This is a genomic window from Nocardioides sp. PD653-B2, assembly GCF_002117935.1.
Taxonomy (GTDB): domain Bacteria; phylum Actinomycetota; class Actinomycetes; order Propionibacteriales; family Nocardioidaceae; genus Nocardioides.
On sequence record NZ_BDJE01000004.1, the window covers coordinates 106,694 to 130,006 of the forward strand.

21 protein-coding genes are annotated in these 23,313 nt (G+C 64.8%); 14 read left to right on the top strand and 7 right to left on the bottom strand.

The genetic code is table 11. From position 1 onward, the window contains the following. Nucleotides 1-38: 38 nt before the first annotated feature. From PD653B2_RS01210 to PD653B2_RS24695, 5 genes are read left to right on the top strand one after another with little or no spacing between them, the layout of a single operon-like run. A complete protein-coding gene (locus tag PD653B2_RS01210; RefSeq protein WP_414689148.1) occupies nucleotides 39-1,493 on the top strand; it encodes an NAD-dependent succinate-semialdehyde dehydrogenase in 1,455 nt (484 codons plus the stop codon). Nucleotides 1,494-1,506: 13 nt separating this feature from the next. Next, on the top strand, nucleotides 1,507-2,901 hold the full coding sequence (gene lpdA / locus PD653B2_RS01215; RefSeq protein WP_085870498.1) for a dihydrolipoyl dehydrogenase: 1,395 nt from the start codon (nucleotides 1,507-1,509) through the stop codon (nucleotides 2,899-2,901). A 17-nt stretch (nucleotides 2,902-2,918) separates the two neighbouring features. Next, nucleotides 2,919-4,124, top strand: a complete 1,206-nt coding sequence (gene lhgO / locus PD653B2_RS01220) for an L-2-hydroxyglutarate oxidase (RefSeq protein WP_085870499.1) — start codon at nucleotides 2,919-2,921, stop codon at nucleotides 4,122-4,124. A gap of 42 nt (nucleotides 4,125-4,166) precedes the next feature. Further along, nucleotides 4,167-4,610, top strand: coding sequence for a helix-turn-helix domain-containing protein (locus tag PD653B2_RS25815; RefSeq protein ID WP_278247428.1), 444 nt, complete (start codon nucleotides 4,167-4,169; stop codon nucleotides 4,608-4,610). An 18-nt stretch (nucleotides 4,611-4,628) separates the two neighbouring features. Further along, complete coding sequence (locus PD653B2_RS24695) at nucleotides 4,629-4,871, top strand: hypothetical protein (protein WP_165763274.1); 243 nt, start codon at nucleotides 4,629-4,631, stop codon at nucleotides 4,869-4,871. 281 nt (nucleotides 4,872-5,152) lie between these two features. On the opposite strand, the gene PD653B2_RS01235 is transcribed toward PD653B2_RS24695, so the two are convergent. Continuing rightward, nucleotides 5,153-5,593, bottom strand: coding sequence for a hypothetical protein (locus PD653B2_RS01235; RefSeq protein WP_133058913.1), 441 nt, complete (start codon nucleotides 5,591-5,593; stop codon nucleotides 5,153-5,155). Nucleotides 5,594-6,483: 890 nt separating this feature from the next. Between PD653B2_RS01235 and PD653B2_RS01245 the strand changes: the two genes are divergently transcribed. The 5 genes from PD653B2_RS01245 (at nucleotide 6,484) to PD653B2_RS24565 (ending at nucleotide 11,253) form a co-directional block, all read left to right on the top strand. Beyond that, nucleotides 6,484-7,848, top strand: a complete 1,365-nt coding sequence (locus PD653B2_RS01245) for an aminomethyltransferase family protein (RefSeq protein ID WP_207559291.1) — start codon at nucleotides 6,484-6,486, stop codon at nucleotides 7,846-7,848. Nucleotides 7,849-8,670: 822 nt separating this feature from the next. Then, nucleotides 8,671-9,120, top strand: coding sequence for an MBL fold metallo-hydrolase (locus PD653B2_RS25990; RefSeq protein WP_414689149.1), 450 nt, complete (start codon nucleotides 8,671-8,673; stop codon nucleotides 9,118-9,120). Beyond that, on the top strand, nucleotides 9,099-9,626 hold the full coding sequence (locus PD653B2_RS25285) for an MBL fold metallo-hydrolase (protein WP_207559290.1): 528 nt from the start codon (nucleotides 9,099-9,101) through the stop codon (nucleotides 9,624-9,626). The genes PD653B2_RS25990 and PD653B2_RS25285 overlap by 22 nt, the downstream gene beginning before the upstream one ends. Then, a complete protein-coding gene (locus PD653B2_RS01255) occupies nucleotides 9,619-10,665 on the top strand; it encodes an ABC transporter permease (protein ID WP_085870502.1) in 1,047 nt (348 codons plus the stop codon). The genes PD653B2_RS25285 and PD653B2_RS01255 overlap by 8 nt, the downstream gene beginning before the upstream one ends. Nucleotides 10,666-11,025: 360 nt before the next feature. Beyond that, nucleotides 11,026-11,253 carry a hypothetical protein gene (locus PD653B2_RS24565; RefSeq protein WP_133058912.1) on the top strand — a complete coding sequence of 76 codons (228 nt, stop codon included), beginning with the start codon at nucleotides 11,026-11,028 and terminating at the stop codon, nucleotides 11,251-11,253. Nucleotides 11,254-11,342: 89 nt separating this feature from the next. Here the strand turns inward: PD653B2_RS24565 and PD653B2_RS01265 are convergent, their stop codons facing one another. After that, nucleotides 11,343-12,377, bottom strand: coding sequence for an LLM class flavin-dependent oxidoreductase (locus PD653B2_RS01265; RefSeq protein ID WP_085870504.1), 1,035 nt, complete (start codon nucleotides 12,375-12,377; stop codon nucleotides 11,343-11,345). Nucleotides 12,378-12,986: 609 nt separating this feature from the next. Here PD653B2_RS01265 and PD653B2_RS01270 point away from each other — a divergent pair. Both PD653B2_RS01270 and PD653B2_RS01275 read left to right on the top strand, forming a co-directional pair. Then, nucleotides 12,987-13,940, top strand: a complete 954-nt coding sequence (locus PD653B2_RS01270; protein WP_085870505.1) for a glutathione S-transferase C-terminal domain-containing protein — start codon at nucleotides 12,987-12,989, stop codon at nucleotides 13,938-13,940. Between the two features lie 286 nt (nucleotides 13,941-14,226). Then, nucleotides 14,227-14,679: a universal stress protein gene (locus PD653B2_RS01275; RefSeq protein WP_085870506.1), complete on the top strand. Its 453-nt coding sequence runs from the start codon at nucleotides 14,227-14,229 to the stop codon at nucleotides 14,677-14,679. 222 nt (nucleotides 14,680-14,901) lie between these two features. On the opposite strand, the gene PD653B2_RS01280 is transcribed toward PD653B2_RS01275, so the two are convergent. Continuing rightward, nucleotides 14,902-15,954, bottom strand: a complete 1,053-nt coding sequence (locus PD653B2_RS01280) for a LysR family transcriptional regulator (RefSeq protein ID WP_085870507.1) — start codon at nucleotides 15,952-15,954, stop codon at nucleotides 14,902-14,904. A gap of 128 nt (nucleotides 15,955-16,082) precedes the next feature. Here PD653B2_RS01280 and PD653B2_RS01285 point away from each other — a divergent pair, with 128 nt between their 5' ends. After that, complete coding sequence (locus PD653B2_RS01285; RefSeq protein WP_085870508.1) at nucleotides 16,083-16,595, top strand: alpha/beta hydrolase; 513 nt, start codon at nucleotides 16,083-16,085, stop codon at nucleotides 16,593-16,595. A 162-nt stretch (nucleotides 16,596-16,757) separates the two neighbouring features. Here the strand turns inward: PD653B2_RS01285 and PD653B2_RS01290 are convergent, their stop codons facing one another. From PD653B2_RS01290 to PD653B2_RS01305, 4 genes are all read right to left on the bottom strand, one after another. Further along, nucleotides 16,758-19,694 carry a BTAD domain-containing putative transcriptional regulator gene (locus PD653B2_RS01290; protein WP_165763287.1) on the bottom strand — a complete coding sequence of 979 codons (2,937 nt, stop codon included), beginning with the start codon at nucleotides 19,692-19,694 and terminating at the stop codon, nucleotides 16,758-16,760. 216 nt (nucleotides 19,695-19,910) lie between these two features. After that, a complete protein-coding gene (locus tag PD653B2_RS01295; RefSeq protein ID WP_165763288.1) occupies nucleotides 19,911-20,495 on the bottom strand; it encodes a carboxymuconolactone decarboxylase family protein in 585 nt (194 codons plus the stop codon). 24 nt (nucleotides 20,496-20,519) lie between these two features. Next, nucleotides 20,520-21,428: an NAD(P)-dependent oxidoreductase gene (locus PD653B2_RS01300; RefSeq protein ID WP_278247434.1), complete on the bottom strand. Its 909-nt coding sequence runs from the start codon at nucleotides 21,426-21,428 to the stop codon at nucleotides 20,520-20,522. A 3-nt stretch (nucleotides 21,429-21,431) separates the two neighbouring features. Then, entirely contained in the window at nucleotides 21,432-22,238 is an 807-nt protein-coding gene (locus PD653B2_RS01305; protein ID WP_085870512.1) for an SDR family NAD(P)-dependent oxidoreductase, read from the bottom strand. A 303-nt stretch (nucleotides 22,239-22,541) separates the two neighbouring features. Here PD653B2_RS01305 and PD653B2_RS01310 point away from each other — a divergent pair, with 303 nt between their 5' ends. Continuing rightward, nucleotides 22,542-23,270, top strand: coding sequence for an FAD synthetase family protein (locus tag PD653B2_RS01310; RefSeq protein ID WP_165763289.1), 729 nt, complete (start codon nucleotides 22,542-22,544; stop codon nucleotides 23,268-23,270). Nucleotides 23,271-23,313 lie beyond the last annotated feature (43 nt).

Here is a 23,313-nt window from a genome sequence, read left to right on the forward strand (position 1 = left end):
CACCGGTCGAAAGGCTCACATCCGATATGCAGGAGCAGTTGCAGGTCACGGACCAGGGCGTCGCCGCCCCCCACCCAGGTTTGGTGATCGGCGCGGAACGGCCACTCACGCAGGACAAGCTCGCGGTACGCGATCCCGCGAGCAACGAGGTGTTCGCGGAGATAGCGGTCGCTGGGCAGGCACAGTGCGCAGCCGCGATCGACGCCGCCGCCGCGAGCGCGACCGGATGGGCCCAGACCTCGCCGCGTGATCGCTCCGAAGTCCTGCGCCGCACCTACGAGCTGATGATCGCCTACCGTGAGCCACTGGCTCGCCTCATCACGCGCGAGAACGGCAAGGCGCTCGCCGACTCGATGGCCGAAGTCACCTACGCAGCTGAGTTCTTCCGGTGGTTCGCCGAAGAAGCGGTACGCATCTCTGGCGACTTTCGGCAGGCGCCAGCCGCAGATAAGCGCATCGTGGTCACCCATCAGCCTGTGGGGGTCTCGCTGCTCATCACGCCCTGGAACTTTCCTGCCGCCATGGCCACACGAAAGTGGGCGCCAGCGCTGGCTGCGGGATGTACGACCATCCTGAAACCGGCGTCCGAGACACCCTTGACAGCGCTGGCCATCGCCGAGCTCCTCTTGTCGGCCGGAGTGCCCGCGGGAGTCGTGAATGTCGTCCCCGCTGCCCCGACCGCGGCACGTGTCCGCGAGATGCTCCACGACGTCCGGGTCAGAAACGTCTCGTTCACCGGCTCAACCGAGGTCGGCAGGATCCTGCTCAAGGAAGCTGCCGACCAGGTCCTGCGGACCTCGATGGAACTCGGCGGCAACGCGCCGTTCGTTGTTCTCTCCGATGCCCACATCCCCGACGCGGTCGAAGGAGCGATGATCGCGAAGCTGCGCAACGGCGGCGCGGCCTGCACCGCCGCCAACCGGTTCTACGTACACAGCTCCATCGCCGAGGAGTTCAGCAACCAGCTCGCTGTCCGCATGGGCGACCAGTCCATGGGACCCGGCCTGAGTCCCGCAGCGCACCAGATCGGGGCGTTGGTCTCGATCAACGAGCGCGACAAGGTCGCGGAGATCGTCGACAACGCGATCGACGAGGGCGCGAAAGCCCTCGTCGGTGGCACCGTCCCAGACATGGCTGGCGCCTTCTACCCCCCGACCATCTTGACGGACGTCACGGCAGACGCGTCGATCCTGCAAACCGAGATCTTTGGCCCGGTCGCACCCATCGTCCAGTTCGACGAGGACGATGACGCGATCAAGCTGGCAAACGACACGCCCTTCGGCCTGATCGGCTACGTCTACGGCGGCGATCTTCAACGGGCCTTCGCCGTGGCAGACAGCCTGGACTCCGGCATGGTCGCAATCAACCGAGGGGCGCTCTCGGACCCCGCCGCCCCATTCGGAGGCATGAAGCAGAGCGGCCTTGGCCGGGAAGGGGGCTTCGCCGGCGTGCACGAGTTCCTCGAGAGCAAGTACATCGCAGCCCCGCTATGACCGTGGCTGTGCAATGAAGACGCAGAAAAGAGCCCACGTGACTTCGGATGCAGACGTAATCGTTCTCGGTGGCGGCAGTGGCGGCTACGCGACCGCCCTGCGGTCCGCTCAGCTGGGACGCTCCGTCATCCTCATCGAACAAGACAAGGTAGGCGGGACCTGCCTCCACCGAGGCTGCATTCCCACGAAGGCAATGCTGCACGCGGCCGAAGTGGCGGACCTGGCCCGACACAGCGAGAGCTACGGCATCGATGCAGACCTTCGTGGCATCAACGTGCCAGCGATGCGCGCCTACATGGACGGCGTCATCGAGAAGAACTGGAAGGGCCTCGAAGGGCTCATCGAGAGCCGCAACATCCGGATCGTCCGCGACCGGGGCACTCTGACTGGTCCGTCGTCGGTTTCGGCCGGGGGGATGTCCTATGCCGGAGAGCACGTCGTCCTCGCTACCGGTTCGCGTCCCAGCACGCTGCCCGGCGTTGAGCCCGACGGACTCCGTATCCTCACCAGCGAGGATGCGCTCACGCTAGCCAGCATTCCTGACACGGCGATCGTTCTCGGCGGTGGCGTGATCGGATGCGAGTTCGCCTCCGCGTGGACCTCATTGGGCTCCAAGGTCACGATCGTGGAGGCGCTCAGCCACCTGATCCCCCTCGAGGACGAGCACAGCTCAAGACTCCTCGAACGCGCGTTCCGCCGTCGCGGAATCGACTTGCGCTTGAAGTCACGGATGGCAGAAGTCCACACGACGGAATCTGCGGTACAACTGCGCTTGGAAGACGGCTCGGTCCTCGAAGGCGACGTGGTCCTGATAGCGATCGGACGCGAGGCAGTGATCGACGGAGCCGACTTCGCACAGCACGGAATCGCCCTGGACCGTCGCCGCGTCAAGGCCGACCAGTTCTGCCGAACCTCGGTCGCCAACATGTACGCCGTCGGCGACCTGCTCCCGACACTCCAGCTCGCGCACGTTGGCTTCGCCGAGGGAATCCTCGCGGCAGAGCACTCGGCGGGGCTGGACCCGTCGCCGATCGACTACACGGCCGTACCCCGCGTCACCTACAGCTCCCCGGAGGTCGCTTCGGTCGGACTCACCGAGGCACAGGCGCGCGACAGGCATGGCGAGACGATCACCACTGCGGTCTACGACCTGTCCGGCAACGGCAGGAGCGCGATCCTGGGCACAGCCGGCGCTGTCAAGCTGGTCGCCACCGAGGACGGCACCGTCATTGGCATCCACATGGTCGGCGACCGGGTCAGCGAGCTCGTCGCCGAGGCTCAACTCATCGTCACTTGGGAGGCCGTCGCAGATGATGTGGCCGAACTCATCCATCCCCACCCGACACAGTCCGAGGCGATCGGCGAGGCCCACATGCTCCTTGCCGGGCGTCCCCTCCACGTCCACTGACTGCAGGATCCCGTCAAGTGGCTGAGCGCGTCGTAGGCGTCGTCGGCGGCGGGATCGTGGGCCTCGCGGTGGGCCGCGAGTTGACGCAGCGTTATCCGGGCCTCCGGGTGGTGGTCTTCGAGAAGGAGAACCGCCTCGGCGCTCACCAGACCGGACACAACTCCGGTGTCGTCCACGCGGGCATCTACTACAAGCCGGGCAGCCTCAAAGCGGATCTCTGCTCACGTGGCCGCGGACTCCTCAAGGACTACGTCGCCGAGCACGACATCGCCTACAACGAGTGCGGCAAGCTCGTAGTTGCCGTCGACGACTCCGAACGCCACCGTTTCGACGCGCTGACGAAGACCGCCACGCAAAACGCCGTACCGGGCCTGGTCCAGGTCGACGCCGCCGGCCTGAGAGAGATCGAACCGAACGCAGCGGGCATCGCGGCGCTCCATTCACCACACACCGCGATCACCGACTACGCCGCGATATGCAGGACCCTCGGCTGCGAGATCGAAGAGGCCGGCGGCGTCGTGCAGACGTCGACGCAGGTGCGTGGCATCGCACGCAGGGGCAGGATCGCGGTCACCACCACCAACGATTCGTGGCACGTGGACCATCTCGTGCTCTGCCCCGGTCTCGAGTCCGATCGCGTGGCTCGTCTCGCCGGAGACGGCGACGAACCTCGTATCGTCCCGTTCCGAGGGGAATACATGGCAGTACGTCCGAACAAGCGCGAACTCGTGCGCGGAATGATCTATCCCGTCCCCGATCCGCGCTATCCCTTCCTCGGCGTCCACTTCACCCGCCGCGTCAACGGCGACCTCGAAGTCGGCCCGAACGCAGTGCTGGCTCTCTCGCGCTCACTCAGCGGACAGCATTACCCTCGCAGCGCCTTCGACGCCGCCGACGTGCGCAGCACGCTCACCTGGCCAGGCTTCTGGCGCATGGCTGGTCAGCACTGGCGCACGGGCGTCGTCGAGGTGCGCGGATCCTTGTCGACGAAGGCGTACATGCGGAGGGCGCAACGCTACGTCCCCGCCATCGGCGCGACCGACGTGGTCCGCAGCGGCGCCGGCCTACGGGCACAGGCAGTCGATCGAAACGGCACTCTGGTCGACGACTTCAGAATCAGTCAGAGCGACAACATCACCGCGGTTCGCAACGCCCCCTCCCCTGCGGCAACCTCCAGCCTGGCGATCGCCGAGTACGTCGTGAAACGCATCGACATCCGCTAGCGTCCTGCGTCAAGAGGTCGCGTGCAGTGGATACGCTGAGGTGTGCCGGACTCGAGGTTTGCGCCACTGGTTCTGGAAGAGGCTGAGTCCGATCAGCTGAGGGCGTGGGCGCGTCGCCCGAAGACCGCTCAGGCGCTGGCGTTGCGGGCCCGGATCGTGCTGCGGTGTGCGGCCGGGAACGGTGAGGACTCCAACACCGTGGTCGCCGAGGAGCTCGACGTCGCGCGGGGGACGGTGGCCAAGTGGCGATGTCGGTTCCTGATTGATCGGCTCGACGGGCTGCTCGACGAGCCACGGCCGGGCCGGCCCCGTACGGTGACCGACGCCCAGGTCGACAAGGTCATCACCAGGACCGACGCCAAGGACGCGATCCATCTCACGCGGCTGCTGCGCGGACGAGCTCACCGCGGTGGCGATCCCTGCCGTGGAGCAAGAGGCTGCCCGGGACCTGGTCCAGGCCCCGCGAGGACTGCCGCGGGGACCTGATGCGGGCGCCGGCACCGGTTGTCCAAGCTGCTGCTGCGACACGGGACCGTCTACTACGGCGGGCATGCCTGGACCGGCAAGCACGATGGCTGGCTGCGTGGTGAGGCCCTCGACCAGCTGACCCGGCGGAGCAGCGTGGCGGGATTGCCCCCCACCTGCTCGATCAACTGGGCAAGATTCGCGGGCTGCATGGACGAGCAACTCCTTCGGCAGACGAATCCTGGCCGCTGGGAGCCAGTGTCGGCGGCGCTCGAAAACTGAACAGCTTCGGCGCCGGAACTGTCCAGCCTTGGAGCGCCGTCGACAAGCCAGTCGCCACAACAGATGGTCAGCGCGCTCAGGCAATAGAGAGGCGGCTGCGGCCGCTCAGCGACGCTACGGCCCGCGTTACACACTCCGAAAGCCATAACCCGAAGGCTCGACGGCCACACTGCGAAGTCGTTGGAGAAGCGCAACTTTCGCCGTGCGGTGACGATGATCAGCCCACGGGGAGGCCGTTGGCACCGTGAAGTCTCAGGGCGGTGTCGACTCGCGTGGCGGTCTCACTCCTTGGACGGGACTTGGGCCCGGTCGCGAGCGACGAAGGCGAAGACCAACAGGACCGCGTAGCTGACGAGCAGCAGGTACCCGCCGATCCGGATGTTCTTGAGTTGATCGCCCAGCCAACTCCACGACATGTCGCCTTTGATAGCGAGGGTCGTGACAATGAGACCAGCCGCAGCCAAGACGGCCAGAAGACCGGCCACCGCGCGCCCCGACCGTCCGAAGGTCAGGCTCCAAGCGATCGCGACGACAATGGTCGCCACCACCAAGAGCCAGGCCAGCCACGAGAAGTAGGCCTCCTGGAGGCCGGGCGATCCAGGCATGCTGGAGAAGTCATGCAGGTCTGCGAAGTCAAGGTTCATCGTCGGAAGGTTGGCCTCGGGCACAGCGGGCTGGTGCAACCAGACGACGGGGGTCGTGAGGCTGACGAGCAGGGCCACGGCCGTGGCTAGGGTGACCAACGCTCGAGTCCACGAGACTCGGCCGTCGGCGAGAAGTCTTGCGGCGTAGGTTGACGTGGTGCTCACTGATTGCCTCCTGGACGGGTGGTTCGCTGGTGTTGTCCCCGGTGACGAACCGGGCCAACGGTGATGGTGATACTACACAAATCAAGGATGGGTCCTAGTGCCGGCGGACTTGAAGTAGTTGGACGGTTGGCCTTCGCGATGATCCGCTCGGCGGTCTTGGTCCACACGAACGGGTGGGCTCGATCGTGCCAGCCGTCGATGAAGGCGCGGATCTTGGCGCCGAGGACGCAGACGAGACCGTCAACGACGACTGGGCTGAATCGCGCGCCAGGATGGGTCGCGAGAGACGCTGGCCGCCGGCCTACCCGCGCCGACTTCCAGCATTGAGGTGAGCGATGGCGTCCTCTATGTCGGGTCGCCCGAGACGGTCGCAAAGAAGATCGTCACGACGGTGAGAAGTCTGCGGGTTGACCCATTCAACCTGAAGTACGACTACGGCGGACTCGAGCACCCGCCACACCCTCCAGTCCATCGAGCTCTACGGCTCGCAGGTCGTCCCGCTGGCAAAGGACATGCTTGCCTGACGGCTGTCGCCGACGTTGGGGAGTGGGGGCGCGGGGGGCTTTGCGCAGGGCTGCCTCAGATAGGGGTGGACGTTGGTCACCGTGCCACGGCCGCTTATGTGAGTGCGCGTGGGTGCAGGATGGCGCGCGGCTGGGGTATCGGGCGTGTTCGACATCGGTATTGGACGGCACCTCGACCGATACAACACTGTGATGTGGACCACTAGCCGAGCGGAGTGCAATGAGGACTCGGGCCAGGAACCAACTGGCAACAGACCAAGCTTGAAGGGATGTTGTGACGTGAACGCAACACTGCCGACCCTCGAGGACAAGATTCAGCAGGCCGGGGGGCCGCTCCCCATGCTTCGCAGTGCGCGGTACGGGCGCTACGAGTTTCCCGTCCTGGAGCCCGAGTACTCGACCTGGGTCGAGGAGCAAGTGGCTTGGAAGAAGACGGCTCTCTTCTATGATCTGTCGTTTCACATGCTCGAGGTCTACTTCAAGGGACCCGACTTGCTGCGTCTGCTCGAGGATGTTACGGCCAACAACTTGTCGAACTTCGGGAAGAACCGCGGCAAGCAGCTCATCGCCTGCAACCACGATGGTTATCTCATCGCGGACGCGATCTTGTTCGGCCTCGAGGACGATGAGTGCGTCGTGGTGGGCACGCCGTTCGCGCCAAACTGGGTGAGCTATCAGGCGCAGAAGGGTGGATATGACGTCGAGGTCACGAGGGACGAAGGGATCGGGACCTACAACAGGAAGGGCTTTCGCTACCAGGTGCAGGGTCCGAACGCTCTGGAGATCATCCGGAAGGCCTCCGCCGGCACGCTTCCGGAGATCAAGTTCTTCCGCATTGGCGAGTTCACCATATCCGGCCATCCGGTGAGGGCGCTTAATCACGCCATGACCAAGCTGCCCGGCGTGGAGGACACAGGTCTGGAAATCTACGGGCCGGTCGAATACCGCGACGAGGTCAAGGCGGCGCTGTTCGCCGCGGGTGAGGAGTTCGGCCTGAAGGAGGGTGGCGCCCTTTCCTACTCGACCACGGGCGTTCCGGACGGGTGGCTCCCGCTGCCTCTTCCGGCCATCTATTCTAGCGACCAGATGCAGCCCTACCGGGAGTTCCTCCCGAGCCTTGCCCCCGAAGCCAATATCTCACTCGGTGGGAGCTTCGCTTCCGACAACATCGAGGATTACTACGTCACCCCGTGGGACGTCGGCTACGGCAAGGTGATCAAGCTTGATCGCGACTTCATCGGAGCTGAGGCCTTGCGGGCCGCCGCAGACCGGCCACATCGTCGGAAGGTCTGGCTGCGTTGGAATAGCGAGGACGTCACGCAGACATGGGCGCGAAGCCTGTTCTCTGACTCGCCGACCAAGCTCTTCTCTGTGCCGAACCCCATCTACTCTACCTGTCAGTACGACGCGGTCCTGGTCAACGACACCGTCGTCGGGGCTTCCACCTGGACTGCCTACAGCCGTAACGTCCGCGGGTTCACGTCAATGGGGATGATCGACGAGGACAAGGTGCGCGACGGCGCGGAGGTCACCATTCTTTGGGGTGAGGCCAACGGCGGCTCCCACCGTCCGCACGTCGAGCCCCACGTCCAGATCCCCATCCGAGCGACGATCGCAACATCGGCGCCCGAGTGGCAGTCTTGAGTGTGCCGTCCGTTCGATGCTATCGGGCGGCCGCACCGCTTTCGGGTTCGAGGCGATGATCTCCCCGGGCGCCAGCTTCGTGTCCCAACAACGTCGAGGACTACTACGTCACCCCCTACGACCTCGGCTACGGCCACGTCGTCAACTTCGATCACGACTTCATCGACCGGGATGCTCTCGAGCGGATCAAGGAGCGGCCCGACAAGAAGAAGGTCTGGCTCGTGTGGAACGACGACGACGTCGCCGCGCTCTGCAAGCAGGCCTTCACCCAGGCCCCGGACCACGCGCTGTTCCCCACCACGCCCGTCGCGACCTACTCGATCCGGTGTCGAACATGCCGAGGGAGATCCAGTGGCCGTGGTTGACGGTGTAGCCGGTCCAGTTGCTGAAGCCGATGAGCTCGTTGCCGGCCAGGACTTGGTTGTAGTGCGCGGCCGTGCGATCGACGGTACGGAGTGACCGTCGTGTGGGGCAATCCCACGGGCGCACAGTTACGAGCCAGCACCGAGGACCACAAGGAGTTCCCGGTGCGGGCGACGGTACGGACCAGCCCACTCATCTAGGAAGCCAAGGAAGTCGTCAGTGCACGGTCAGGATTCCCTACTCGGCGCCCATCCCAGACGCTCGGTGCTGCTCGTTGCCGCTGCGGCAGCCGTGGCCAGCCCGTTCGTTGCCAGTGAAGGTCAGGCGCAGGCGGCCACTGAGACGCCGAGGTACCACCGATCACACGCGAAGTCACGGACGCGGGTCGTGCTGCTCGGTACTGGCGGAGGGCCACCATGGTGGCCGCGGTCGGATCGCAGCGGTACAGGAAGTGCCTTGGTGGTCGGAGATCGGTTCTACATCATCGACGCCGGGCACGGGGTAGGGCATCAAATCAGGAAGGCTCGGCTGGGGAACTGGGAAGACTTCGCCGCAGGCCCACTGGACGCGCTTCAAGGCGTGTTCCTCACCCATCTCCACTCCGATCACACAGTCGATCTGGCCAACATCCTGATCGCAGGCATCGCATCCAACGGATTGGGGAAGGTGGCACAGCCCGTACAGGTATGGGGCCCCGGGCCGCGAGGTGAGCTCCCAACGCTGTTCGGTCCGGCACCGGCACCACCCGTGACCTCCCCGGAAAACCCGACACCTGGCACCGCAGACATGATCCAGCAGTTTGGTCAACACCTACGCCACCGACATCAACGACCGGGTCTTCGACACCCGGATGCCGATCCCTACCAACCTGTTCATCGGGTCACGACGTGCCGCTGCCGACCAGCCTGACGAGCGACCCCAACGGCAACCCGAGCCCGACGATGCAGCCGGTCACCTTCTACGCGGATGACACCGTCAGGGTTTCGGCTACCCTCGTTCAGCACGGCGCCATGTTCCCGGCCTTCGCCTACCGGTTCGACACCGACGACGGCTCGGTCGTCTTCTCTGGCGACACTTCGCCCAGCGACAACCTGATCACGATGGCCCAGGGTGCTGACGTGCTAGTTCACGAGGTCATCGCTGCAGAGTGGGCCGAGAGCCTGTTCCCGTTCCCCCGCACCCCGCAGCAGGACGCCCTGCTCGAGCACCCGACAGGTGCCCACACCACGACCCAGCAGGTCGGCCAGGTCGCCAAGAGGGCTGGAGTGGAGACCTTGGTGCTCAACCACCTGGTGCCCGGCAACTGGCCCGAGGAGCGCTTTGCCCGGGCTGGGCGAGAACTTCCCCGGTCGCCTGATCGTGGGCCGCGACCTGGACAAACGGTTCTCACAACTGAGATGAGGCAGTATGTCTAACCCGGCCACTTCCAACGACGCCAGGAGGCTGGCGTGGCTTCGGAGACAACTGGCATTCCGACGCCTCAGCGCCGTCTATATCCTCATCGGCCTCATCCTAATCTTCTCGCTGGTCGTGCCGGAGACATTTCTCGACACGGGCACGTGGCGCTCAATCCTGGACACGCAGGCGCTGACCGCGCTGGCCGCAGTAGGGCTGACGGTTCCCACGGCCGCGGGCGTCTTCAACCTTGCCGTCGGCGCGGAAATCGGTCTCACCTGCATGTTCGTTGCCTGGATGCTCGTCAACCACGGCGCGTCGATTCCAACAACCATCGTCCTCACGCTCGCACTGGGGATCGCCATCGGACTGGTGAGTTCATTCCTGGTCACCGTGGTGGGTATTGACTCATTCATTGCGACCCTGGCCCTCAGCTCGGTAGGCGCCGCACTGGCCTTCGCTATCTCGGGGGGCACCCAGATCCTGGGCATGCCGACGGCATTGTCGGACTTCAGCACCGGACGCCTGGCCGGGCTCAGCTACCCCTTCCTGGTCATGATGGCAGTGGCATTCGTGATCTGGTACGTGCTCGAGTTCACGCCGTTGGGGCGCAGGATCTACGCGACGGGCGGCGGAGAAGAGGCCGCGCGTCTTGCCGGCGTACGCACCGGACTGATCATGACGATCACTTTGGTGACTTGCGCGGTCACCTCAGCCATTGTTGGAATTCTCCTCGCGGCTCGCCTTGGTACGGGTGACCCGACCGTCGGACCCTCCTTCCTGCTCCCCGCCTTCTCTGCGGTGTTTCTCGGCGCAACTCAGTTCAAGGCAGGGCGCTTCAATGTCTGGGGCACGGTGGTGTCTGTCTACGTGCTGGCAGTGGGCGTGAAAGGGCTCCAGCTTGCTGGTGCTCCCGTATGGATTCCCGATCTCTTCAACGGACTTGCCCTGTTGCTGGCCGTTGCCCTGTCCAAGCCCGATCGACTCATCGCTCTTACCCGGCGTCTTCTCGCTCGTCGACCCCGGCTGGGCGAGGTGCAGGTCGCGCCGGGACAGTAGCTTCCTCTTCCTCTGTCCACCCACGAGGAGTCGGCCGGCTCGGCAGCGGCCAGTTGCCGCACGGCCCAACTCGCCGGTCCTCAGTCGGTCGCGCCACATCAGGGAGCGTCGCCCTAAACCGCCAGCGCAGATACAGTGGTGCGATCCGTTCAGACTTGCTGATGCGAGTCGTGCCGTCCGCAGCTCAGATTGTGGACGGTACGACCCGCTACCTGCGGACCAGTCACGACCCGCCGGATGCCGACTCCCCGTCGGCTCCCCCGTTCGTCGCATCCGGGTTCGGTCAGCCTCGATACCGCCCGACCACCCAAACCATGAATTGAGAGCGCCTTGCCATCTCGAGAAAGCCTTGACGCGGCGATGCGCGTCTACACCGCACTGATCGACAGCACAGGATCAACCGATGACGCCGAACTTTTCGCCACACTCACTGCCGAAGCTGGACAGGACCTGGACGGAGGATTCGAAGAACTAACCGCGGGGTTGCTTCAGATCATCGCCTTGCTGACCCATCTGCTTGCCGAACGAAGCGACGTCCCGCGAGCTCAAGTTGTCCGCGCCGTCGGGGTGGCCTTGGCTTCTCACTAGCCGCTTCTCGGCTATCGCCGTTGCGCTGGAGCTCTTGGAGATCGCCTGGACTCGGAACCACAACTTGCAGGTCTGTACCGCCCCCCTCGTCACGATCCGTCAGCCAGCATGTCCTTTACGAGCGGGATCACTGCCGAGCCGTAAAGCTCGATCGATCGCAGTAGGTGCGGATGCTCGAGACCGCCGTGGTCGAACTTGAGGTTGAAGCGGTCGATCCCGAGCGCCTTCACCGTCGCGGCAATCTTCTTCGCCACCGTCTCAGGAGACCCGACGTACAGAGCGCCGCCGACGACCTCGCGTTCGAAGTCCGCCGGCGTAGGGGCCGGCCACCCACGCTCGCGACCCATGCGGGTCCGCGCCGCCGCCCAATCGTCGTAGACAGTCCGGCGGGCATCCGCATCGCTGCCAGCAACCAACCCGGGCGAGTGCACCGCCGTCGGCCTACGCGTGATCCCGAATTCATCCTGCGCGCGCTCAAAGAGATCAAGGTATGGAGCGAAGCGGTCAGCCGGGCCCCCGATCACGGCCAGGAGAAGCCCGAATCCGTAGCGGGCGGTCCGAACGACTGACTCAGGTGTTCCGCCGACTCCAACCCAGGCCGTCATGCCGCGCTCCGATCCGGGGTAGACCTCCTGGTCGACGAGCGAGGCACGAGTGCTGCCCTGCCACGTGACGGGCTTCTCCCGAAGCAAGGCTGCCAACAGCGCCAGTCGCTCCTCGAAGAGCAGTTCGTATTGGCTCAGGTCGAAACCAAAGAGCGGGAAAGACTCGGTGAAGGATCCGCGACCCGCCACGATCTCAGCTCGCCCCTTGGAGATCGCGTCCAAGCTGGAAAAGCGTTCGAACACGCGCACCGGATCATCGGAGGAGAGCACTGTGACCGCAGAGCCCAGACGGATCCGTTCAGTGAGCGACGCGATGCCAGCAAGCACCATTTCAGGGCTAGAGACAGCGAAATCCGTGCGGTGATGCTCGCCGATCCCGAAGAAGTCAACTCCAACGCTGTCTGCGAGCACACCAGCCTCGACGACTTCTCGGATGACTTGCGCATGATGCTGCGCACGGCCGTCAGCTCCACGGGTGATGCTTCCGAACGTGGTCAGCCCGAATTCGATCTCGGCCATCCCGGGTCAAACCGCCTGTCTGAGTCATCCACGAATATGTATGCGAGGGCCGCCGATGTTCGTCGCTCGTCCCACCGAACGAGTCATCCGCGTGACGTCCGACAGGACGGCCCGCGTCGACGATTGTTCGTCCCCGCCCAACAACCAAGTGCGATTAACCCAACCGCAACTACGGACGTTCTCCGGTTTCTCCTCACCTAACCGGCCACCGCATACTGTGCCCCCACACGAAGGTGGCCGGCAGGGTCGGAAGCACAGTGTGACGAGTCAGCAACACACCCGAGGCAGCGGGCGGCTCCACGACCTTCCCCGACGGGCGATCTGACTCGCAGATGCTGTTGTCCCTGACGACCAGGCGAGCCGGTGTGTGCGATGGCGAGTTGGGCAGACGTGAGCAGTGGATGCGAGTGCGCACCGCGCGGTCGAACTGGACTACACCGACATGGCGCGATGTGTGCACACCACGCTCTTGATTCTCACTCACGCAACCCGTCCTTCTCCGCAACACCACCCGGCAACAGAACGAGGCTCGGCCGCACAAGTCTGTCGAGTGGTCCGGCGAGACACGAGACAACGAACATCGGTAGCAGGTCCGACCCAGGGAGTGACATGTCCGACTCGAACTCAAGAGAGTTCAGACGCGACGCGTCCTACATCCCCGACCGGATCACGAAGGACGCCCGGCGGCCGGAGCACGGCCCGGTCGACGGGGAACTGTGGCCGGTCGCGACCGGGCGCTACCGCCTGGTCGCGGCCAAGGCGTGCCAGTGGTCGACGCGGTCGATCATCGTGCGCGAGCTGCTCGGGCTGGAGGACGTGATCTCGCTGGGTCTGTGCGGGCCCACCCACGACGAGCGCAGCTGGACCTTCGACCTCGACCCCGGCGGCGTCGACCCGGTGCTCGGCATCGAGCGCCTGCAGGAGGCCTACCTCGCGCGCTTCCCCGACTACCCGCGGGGCATCACGGTGCCGGCGATCGTCGAGGTGTCGACCGGCCGCGTCGTCACCAACGACTTCCCGTGGATCACCCACGACTTCTTCTTCGAGTGGCGGGACTTCCACCGCGCCGACGCACCCGACCTGTGGCCCGCGGACCTCCGCGACGAGATGGAGGAGGTCATGCAGCGGATCTACACCGAGGTCAACAACGGCGTCTACCGCTGCGGGTTCGCCGGCTCCCAGGAGGCGTACGACGCGGCCTACGACCGGATCTGGGTGGCGCTCGACTGGCTCGAGGAGCGGCTCGCCACCCGCCGCTACCTGATGGGCGACGCCATCACCGAGGCCGACGTGCGGCTGTGGACCACGCTCGCCCGCTTCGACGCGGTCTACCACGGGCACTTCAAGTGCAACCGGCAGAAGCTCACCGAGATGCCGAACCTCTGGGGCTACGCGCGCGACCTCTACGCGGTCCCGGCCTTCGGCGGCAACACCGACTTCGACCAGATCAAGACGCACTACTACGTCGTCCATCGCAACATTAACCCGACGCAGATCGTGCCGAAGGGGCCGGACCCCGCCGTCTGGCTCGAGCCGCACGACCGCTCTCCCGGCCACGACTGAGGCATCGACGGTGTCCTTTCGGTGAAGGTCGCAGCGAGCTCCGCAGACCAGAGACGCGAACGCTGGCTCGCGGGAGCACCATCCCGGACCAGTCCGCGGGCCCTCAGGACCTAGCTGATGGTGGTGCTGCGGTTGCCCCAGAGGGATGCGAGATTGTGGATGGAGGCGCAGCGCATGCTCCGCAACGCTATGGGAGGAAGCTTCATCGGCGCGACACCACCGAGCCGTCGGCACGGGCCAGGTTCTGCGGGTGGGCCTGGTCCGACCTACGCCGCTCACAAGTGCGATGCTGAAGGCTGTGTTCGAATTGGGAAGTGACGGCCCACGCCAGATTCTCGTGGGCGTGGACGGTTCGCCAAGCTCTCTCAACGCTGGTTCCTACGCAGCCGGACTAGCCCGTCGTCAATCTTCGCGACTCGTGGCCCTGTATGTCGCCACGCATTCCCGATTCACCTCCGCCATGGCGGCGAGCGCCGGTATTGCCCTTCCGGCGGAGGCTGATGAATACGCCGAAGAACTCGGACGACTGGTGCATGACCGCGCCGCTCAGATTGGTATCGCGATTCAGTTTGAGCGTCGGTTCGGTGATCCTTACGAACAACTGATGACGGTGGCGACCGAGTTGCGGGTAGACGCAATCGTGGTGGGCGCCTCGCGTCAGCATGGAAACCCGCTGGTCGGATCGTTGGCAGCACGCCTTGTGAAGACAGCACGGTGGCCCGTAACCGTAGTTCCTTGACTCCTGGCGTCTGTACCGCATGCCGGCACCTGTAGCCGGGCAGATGGCCCTCGGACTGCTGGCAGTTGACGTCGGCGCAGGCCGTACGAAACGGCGCGTCGAAGCGGGGAAGTCAAGCCTGCAGATCCGACTTCTGCGCCCCGCAGCAGCCGACCGGATGGCGAGTCTGCAAGCGAGGATGTGCGGGCAGCTGCCGCAGTCCGTCGCCAGGCGATGAGCCCACTAAACTGAACCAGAGTTCCTCACGTCCAGAAACTGCAGGAAGAGGTCGGTCGCGGGCGTTCTGCCCTCGCTCAAGTACGCGCACGACAGCGCGATAGTGGGCGCACCGATGAGGGGAATGAACGCAATGTCGCCAGAGCGTGTCTTGGTCGCCGACCGCGGAACCACGGCTACACCCATCCCGATGGCTACGTAGGCCAACGCCGAGACGACGTCGAACGCCTCGACGGCAACGGTGGGAGGAAACCCTGCGCTAAGACACATGTGGACGATGTGGTCAGCGAACTCGGATCGGTCCTGAGGAAAGAGGATGAGAGGTTGGTTGGCTAGCGAGTCCACATCGACCTGATCGGGCCAATTCATGGCCTGGCCGACTGGGACCGTCAAGTAGCATTCCTCGTGATCGACGATCCGCGTTTCGATCGCCGACTCCATAGGATAGTTGCGTCCGAAGGCGAGATGCAGGATCTTGTTCCGGATGTAGTCAATTTGCGTCCGTTTGAATATCTGCTCAAGTCTGATCTTAACGTCGGGATGCTGCGCAGTGAAATCCCTCAGAAGTGCCGTGACGCCGTCGAGGATGGCGGAGTCGTAGTAGGCGATATCCAGTCGGCCGAGTTCCCCGGACCTAGCCTGTTGTGCGCGTTCGACGGCTCTGTGAGAGAGGGCGATCATGCGATATGCGCGCTCCAGCAGAACCTTTCCGGGCTCGGTCAGTTGCATGCCGCCGGCAGTGCGGCGAAACAGCTCCATTTGCAGATCGGACTCCAGTCGCCTGATTCGCCTCGTTAGGGGCGGTTGCGACATATGCAGGCGTTCCGCCGCTCGTCTCAGATTGAGCTCCTCCGCGACCGCAACGAAGCACTCGAGTTGACGCGCGTCCAAGACAGTCACCCTACGACTCCTCCGGACGAGCGCCTTCTGCGCACCAAGACGCCGACCGAGACCGATAGACAGGGCGGACGAGGCACGGCGGTCAAAGTCGTCAGGCCCCCATTCAGCAGAAGTCGGCCATTCCGCTCCAGCGTGGCCGCAGTCGCCATGGTTAGACATCGCGACCCGACCGGGAGCCGCTGCGCCTCGGCACTGGCAACAGCCCACGGCGGAGTCACCCGTCGGTATTCACTACTGCTTCCGTCTCGCAGTGAGCATGAGCGTACGATGTGTAGTGATTCGCGGGCGTGGATCCGCAGCGCATCGCGGTGGCGGGCAGCAGTGCGGGTGGAAACCTGGCTGCCGTCGTGGCCCAACAGCTGCGCGACCAGTCCGGTCTGTGTCACCAGGTGCTGATCTACCCGGTCACCCGCGGTTACGTGCCGGACACCGGGACCTTCTCCACCTACGCCGAGGGATACTTCATGACTTCGCACGACATGGCGTACTTCTACGAGATCTATGCCCCGGGTGTGGATAGGACCGATCCACGGATCGCGCCCTTGGCCGCGCCGAGTCTGTCGGGTCTGGCCCCGGCGACGATCATCACTGCCGAGTTCGACCCGCTGCGCGACGACGGAGAGGATTACGCGGCGGCGCTGGCGTCTGCTGGCGTTCCGGTTGTGTTGCGCCGATTCGATGGACAGGTACACCCGTTCGTCTACCTCGGTGGCCTCATCGAGGATGCCGCCCAGGCTCGCGCCTTCATTGGTACGCGGCTGCGTGAGGCGTTTGGGCAGGAGTCTGCGGGCACGGCATGAAGCCGGTGCCCCCGACGGCAGCGTGCTGCCTTCGACCCCTTACCTGGCAACTCGGTGCGGTACGGAGCATGGAAGCGGGGCGAGTGCATCGTCGAGGACCAGCCGGGCCTCCACGGACCCACGCGGTGAGCGGTTGCGGCCACGGCGAGAATGCGCACTGAGTCATCCGGACCGAAGTCTCGCGTAGAGCTCCAGCATGTCGTTGGTGGGCGGTACGCCCAGATCCCTTGCGACTTGCGCATACTGCGCGAACCGCTGGTTGAGTTGATGGGCGTCGCCGTAGGCGTGTGCGAGCGACATCGCAAGACGCCATCCCTCGTCGCGGTACGGGTCTTGTGCGAGCACAGCCTCGATGAGTTCTTCAGCCTCCGCGAGCCGGCCGAGGTCGAAGGTCAGGCTGGCTGCCCGCAGACGGGCCGTCGCAACGCGGTCGTCGAGCTCTTCTCGGCGTCTCTCGGCCCAAGGTGAGGAGGAATCCGCGAAGTATGGGCCGCTGGCTGCCAACCCGAGCGCCGCAAGCAGTGTGCGGAGCTGGGGCTCACCGTGCAGCCGCCCAGCTTGGTCGAGGAGTGCTTCGACTTGGCCGGCGTCGGTCACGATGTCGGCTGGTGACGGAAGGAAGATGTCGCGACCCCGGCTGACGGGAGCCAGTCCGTCAGGCAGTGTGTCTCGCAGTTGGTAGAGGGCCTGCCGAAGATACGTTCGTGCTTGCTGATCCGCACGGCCGTCGAAGAGCGCATTTAGGATGCCTTCCCGGCTCGAACCAGACACCGATTGTGAGTTCAAGAATGCGAGCAATTCGAGACTCTTGACGATGCGGGGTCGTCGTCGTTCGCCGTCGACGAAGAGGTCGGCGTTGCCTAGATCCCTCAGCGTGACCCGGGCTGTTCTCGGCGCAACGATGCGTGATCCAGGGCGTCGGCTGTAGTAGCGAGCAACCTCGTGCCAGCGCGACTGGGCCGATTCCGTCTCAAGCCGTCTGGAGATAACGTCAGGGAAGTCCTCGATGGCTTGCATCATCATGTGGTCGGATCCGTGACGGTCGGAGGCACGGGCGGCGATGTTCAGGGCACGATCTGCGCCGTTGGGGTTTCCACACTGCCACTCCGCCTCGGACAGATAGGTGGCCGCAGTCGGGAGCTCGAGGTATCGGTCTCCTCGCAACATGGACTGAACTGTCGATCTCAGGGTCGTCCGGGCCTCGTCGGCGCGCCCGTCAAGCAGCAGCGCTAGTCCTCTCCAGACTCCGGCGAGCTCGCGGACGAACTGATAGGGCTGTCCTTGCTCTTCGAGCAACGAGACTGTCTGCAACGCCACGGTGGGGTTTCGGTCGAGGCGCAGGTGCATCTTTGCCTCAAGCACCTGGCTGAGGAGCGCGTAGGGCTGTGAGCCGCGCCCTGCGATCTCTTTCCGACCATCGAGCAAGAACTGCCACGCTTCATCGGGGCGATTCAGGTCGAGCATGATTTCCGCGCCCACGATGACCCGAAGCCAGACCATGCCCGGCTCCTCAACCTGGATCGCTTCGTAGAGCTCCAGAGCCTGTTGGGTTTGTCCTGTCGCTCGCAGCGCTCCGGCGCGAACCGAGGCGCCCATCGCCTGACCCCAACGTGAAGCCGGGGTTGCGGTCATCAGCTGACGCAGACATCCGCGGTAGTAGTGGACGCGCATGAGCATTCCTTCAATGGGACTGGAGCCCGCAAGGAGGATCTCGGGGAGGTGACGCGCGTCGGGTCGGCTGAGGCCGACCAATGCTTTGGCGATGTCGGTGAGCCGGCTTGGCGTCTGTGCGTCGAGAAGGCGGTCGGCGTCGTCGATGCGACCCGTCTGCCAGTAGGCCCAGGCAACCATGCCAATGAGCGTGGCGCTGTCTGCCAGGGTCGCGTCTCGCGAGTGGTTCTGTTCGAGGAGACCGAGGCCATCGGCCAGCTCGGCTGCCGCAGCATATTGCTCGCGCGCCATGGTCACCATGAACTCGGCTACGGCGAGGCTCGAACTGGGCTCGTTGACGGCGTGTAGCAGGTCGATCCAACGGTCAGCGAGATCGAAGTTCAGATCGTGGATAACTCCGCCGATCCCCTCCAGAACGCTCCGCGCGGCACTCTCCAAGGAGCGGGACGAGACAAATGCCTGGACCGCTTCCTCCCGCCTGCCCTCCTTGAGTAGATGATTCGCGAACCGTTCACGGACAACCCGGTCCTTCGGGTCGAAGCGAAGCGCGTCGAGGAGGAAGTCCCTGAATCTCGGTGCTGCCGTCATCGTCATCCCATCTGGGGACCACGTCACCGGCAGATGCCGCCGGCGCAACGACAAGAACCAGTCGGATGCTTCCTCGGGGCAGAGGGCGGACGCCGACTTGATGGTGACATCGGCCAGCAAGGATGTAGAGATGAGTAGGTCTCGCTCTGGGGCCGCAAGCTCGCTCATGATCTCGGACTCGATGTAGCGGTGGAGCAGTGAGCCGTGGCCCGGGCCAGCTGCCGCGTATGGGACTTGTAAGCCGACTTCGAGTAGCACTGCGGCCACCCAGCCCCCGGTAGCTTGCACGATCGCCGCCGCCTCGTTGGACGCTGCCCTTCCAGCGAGCTCGTGGATGACCTCTGAGGCCTCCCCGGTTGTGAACGCCAACGCCGAGGCGCCAATCTCCGCGACGTCCGTCAGTCGAAGTCGCTCGTTCAAGTCAGTGACGGCGTGTCGTCGGCTGATCAGGATCGCTCGAGCGTCGGTCGGCAGAAAGCGAACGAAAGCACCCAGGACGCTCAAAGCCCCGGGGTCGGTCACGCGATCGAGATCATCGAGGACGGCGACGATCCGATGGTCTGCGATTGCCTCGGCGAGTAGGCCGCCGACTTCTCGGGAGTCGAGTCCGTCGGCCCGGGCCCTGCTCACGGTGCCCGCGAGAGCGGGCACCGTGGTGGCGAGGGACGCTTCAAGGTACGACAACAGGCACCAAGGGTCGTTGTCGGATGGATGTGCCGTGAGCCATGCGATCTGTCGGCCGGACCCAAGGATCGCGTGTGCGGCGGCAGTCGACTTGCCTGTGCCCGCCATGGCATCGATGGCAACGATCGAATGTGACGAAAGGTGCTCCAAGATCAACGCCGTGACCCTGCGACGAGCAGTATGCGGTAGAACTGGGGGAATCCGACTCCTGCCAGCGATCATCCGGGACGTCATGGCCACGACCACTCCGCTGAACTGACTACTCACCATCCGCACCAGTCGAACGGCGAGGGTCGGCCGGACAGGATGCCTGCGCGACGGCGCTCGCAGTCAGACCTCGGAGAGGTCGCCACCATGACCCATCGATCTATCTCAGATGGAGCGGAGCACTTCGTCTGGCGGAGCGGGAAGGTCGAAGTCGAACTCCAGCACCCGGTGGAACCGAGTCAGTGCGTTCCAAAGCGAAATGGCCATGAGGAGTTCGGTCAGCTGCCGATCATCAAACGATGCTCGCGCCCTCGCCAGCAACTCCTCGTTCACGCCCTGTTCGCTGACCGACCGGGGGGTCTGCGGAAGGTCGATCGTCATGGCCTCAGCAAGCTCGAGGCCAACGCGCTCGACCTCGGTGAACCCGGAGAAGTCTCCGTCGGCGACAGCGACGAGCTCCTCGTCGGTGACGCCGCCGTTCTTGGCAGCGAAGCAACGATGGCTTGTGGTGTACCGGCAATGGTTGAGAACACTGACTCGCACGGCCGTCAGATCCTTGACTCGTTGGTCGACCGAGCCCGGCCCGCTCACCGTCCGAACGAACGGCAGATAGACACCGAACAGGCCGGGGCAGTTGAGGATTGCGCTCCAGGTGTGAAGGGTCTGCCCGAAGGCCTTTTCGCCTGCCTCAAGCGCCGGGAGGTCGCTTGGATCGATGTCGTCCCGGGACGGGAATCCTACAAGCGCCACGGTTCTTCTCCTTATAGTCGGGGGTCACGGTTGGCTGCGAACGACTTCAGCGATCGACGCCCAGTCGTGGTCGCCGTAGCCGTTGTCCAGCGCAGTCTTGAAGACGCTCGAGATTGCGTCGTAGGTGGGGAACTCGAGATCGACAGCAGCGGCTGCATCTCCCGCCAAGCCCAGGTCCTTGAGTCCGAGAACGGTGGCAAATCCCGGCGGCAGGTACTTCTTGCCGGCGATTGCAGATCCGTACCCGCTGTAGACCGGCCCGGGAAGGACCGTCTCCGAGAACAACTCCACCAACTTCTGCGCCTCGATCCCGTGGCGCTCGGCGAGCGAGATTCCCTCTGACATGGCGACGAGGGCGTGGATGATCAGGTAGTTCATCGCGATCTTCACGAGGTTCGCCTGGGCCGGCTCCTCGCCGAACCGCCACGTCCGCGCGCCCAGTACCTCCAGGAACGGACCAAGCGCATCGATTGTGTCGGATTCGCCGGCCACGAGGAGGTTGAGCTTGCCCGCCGCGGCGAACTCGGGTCGGCCCATCACCGGTGAGGCCACATACCTGACCCCGGCGGCGGCGTGGCGCTCGGCTTGACGAGCCGCGGCGCCCAGGGAGATGGTCGCCATGTTCACGTGGATGGCGCCCGCACCCGCGGCTGCCAGCGTTTCGTCGTCGAACGCGTTGTCAACGGCGGCGTCATCGGCGAGCATCGAGAAGACAGGTCCGCCAGCCTGGAAGACTTCAGCAACGGAACCTACGCGGGTCGCACCAAGATTGCTGAGCTCGACTGCCGGCTCATCGCTCCGGTTCCACACCGTGACACTGTGGCCCTGCTCGAGCAGCCTGCGCGCCATGGAGGCGCCCATCCTGCCAAGGCCTACGTAACCGACATCACTCATGGCCGCATCCTCTTCCTTCTCTTGTCGGCGAAGTCGCAGCCATCAGAAGACGTTCTTCCCCAGGCCGCCGTCGACGCGCAGGACCTGTCCACTGACGTAGCTGGCCATGTCGCTGGCGAGGAACACCGCGGCTGACGCGACCTCCTCGGGCTTTGCCCATCGGCCAAGCCCGATGCCGAGGCCAGCCACCATGCCCGCCCGGACCTCGTCGGCGGTCTTGCCCTGAGCCTTGGCCATGCCCTCGTGACGGTCCAGCCAGCCCTGGGTCAGAGTCATGCCCGGGGAGATGCCATTGACGAGGATGCCCTTCGGGGCCGCCTCGGCTGCGAAGTAGGAGGTGAGTGCGATGACGCCGGCGTTCGCGATGGCCGCGGTACCGGTTCCCGGGACGAGCGAGGTGGCGGTGACGCCAGCGATGTTGATGATCCGCCCGGTTCCACCGGTCTCGATCAGCGGGAGAGCGGCCTTGATCATGCGCGCGTAGCCGACCAGCTTTCCCTCCAGGACATCGTCGATGACGGCGGGATCGGTGTCGCTGAGGGGAGCGCTCTGAAGGCCACGATGGGCAGCGTTGACAACGATGTCGAGCCTGCCTCGCCAGTCCGTGACCTGGCGAAGGGCCTCGGCGACAGCGTTGTCGTCGGTGACGTCCGCGCTCACGGTCAGCACGCTTCCCTCGCCGACAGAAGCGAGCTGAGACTCCGCATTCTTCAGACCGGCTTCGTCGCGGGCCAGGATCGCTACGTCGGCGCCGTGACGAGCGAGAGCCTCGGCCACGGCAAAGCCGAGGCCCTTGCTGCCGCCGGAGACAAGGGCAGTGCGCCCATTCAGCTTCGTGTCGGTTGTCATACTTGATGCTCCGTCCTTGTTTGCGGTCCGTTGGCGGTCCCAGATAGCGCCGAGGTCACCAAGCCGTGCGAGATACGCGCGAGTGGCTCTCGGCAGCGCCATCAGCGGCGGGTAGCCGCTCCGCTTACCCGACTCGGTTGCCTGCCAAAGAGCAAGACGTGCTAACGGCGGTTCTAACCGGCTCCCATGTTGGTTAACGGGCATCTAACGACGCGACCGGTATCTTTCGGCAGCACCAAACCTCGGCCAAGGAGATCGGCGCGAATGCTCGGAGCCAGGTGTGATGTCCAGGGCAGCGCAAAGATGAGGCCGGCCGTCACCTTCATCACGGATGCCAACGCACGGCATGCCCGATCACGCGTTGCCATCGGCTTCTTCGACGGCGTGCATCTAGGCCACCGCGCGGTAATCGAGGGATGTAGCACCGTCTTGACCTTCGATCGGCACCCTCTTGCGGTCCTGGCTCCAGCGGCCGTGCCCGAGCTCTTGATGAGTCTGGAGGAGCGGGTGGCTGCTTTGGGCGCGATTGGGGTCGAGGAGGTCGTCCTCATCCCCTTCGATCACACCTGGGCCGGACAGGCCGCCGAAGACTTCGTGGCCGATGCCGTCCTCGGCGTTCTGAAGCCCGAGGCTGTTTCCGTCGGGCGGAACTTCCGGTTCGGGGCCCATGCCGCGGGTAACCCCGAGACCTTGCGAACCGTCGGTGGGCTGCCGACCGTCGTGGCTGATCTGACGACCGTCGACGGCGCGGTGGTGTCGTCGTCAAGGATCCGCAGTCTCATCTCACATGGAGATGTCGATGCGGCCGCGCGCCTGATGGGCCACCCCCTCGAGCACACTGCGACCCGCCTGGTCGATGGTGTATTCGAGGTGCCAAACGGACTCGCCATGCCCCCCGCGGGGACCTATCTGGGTGTCGTGGATGGCCAGACGGGGGCCATCGTCGTCGGCCCTGGTGGTCGGCAGTTCCGCACCGCGGTGCCGACGACGGCCGATCGAGTCGACGTCGGATTTCTGAGCTCGGTCGACTAGCGCGCACTACCAGTTGTCAACACCAGCGAAACGTTCGTCCGTC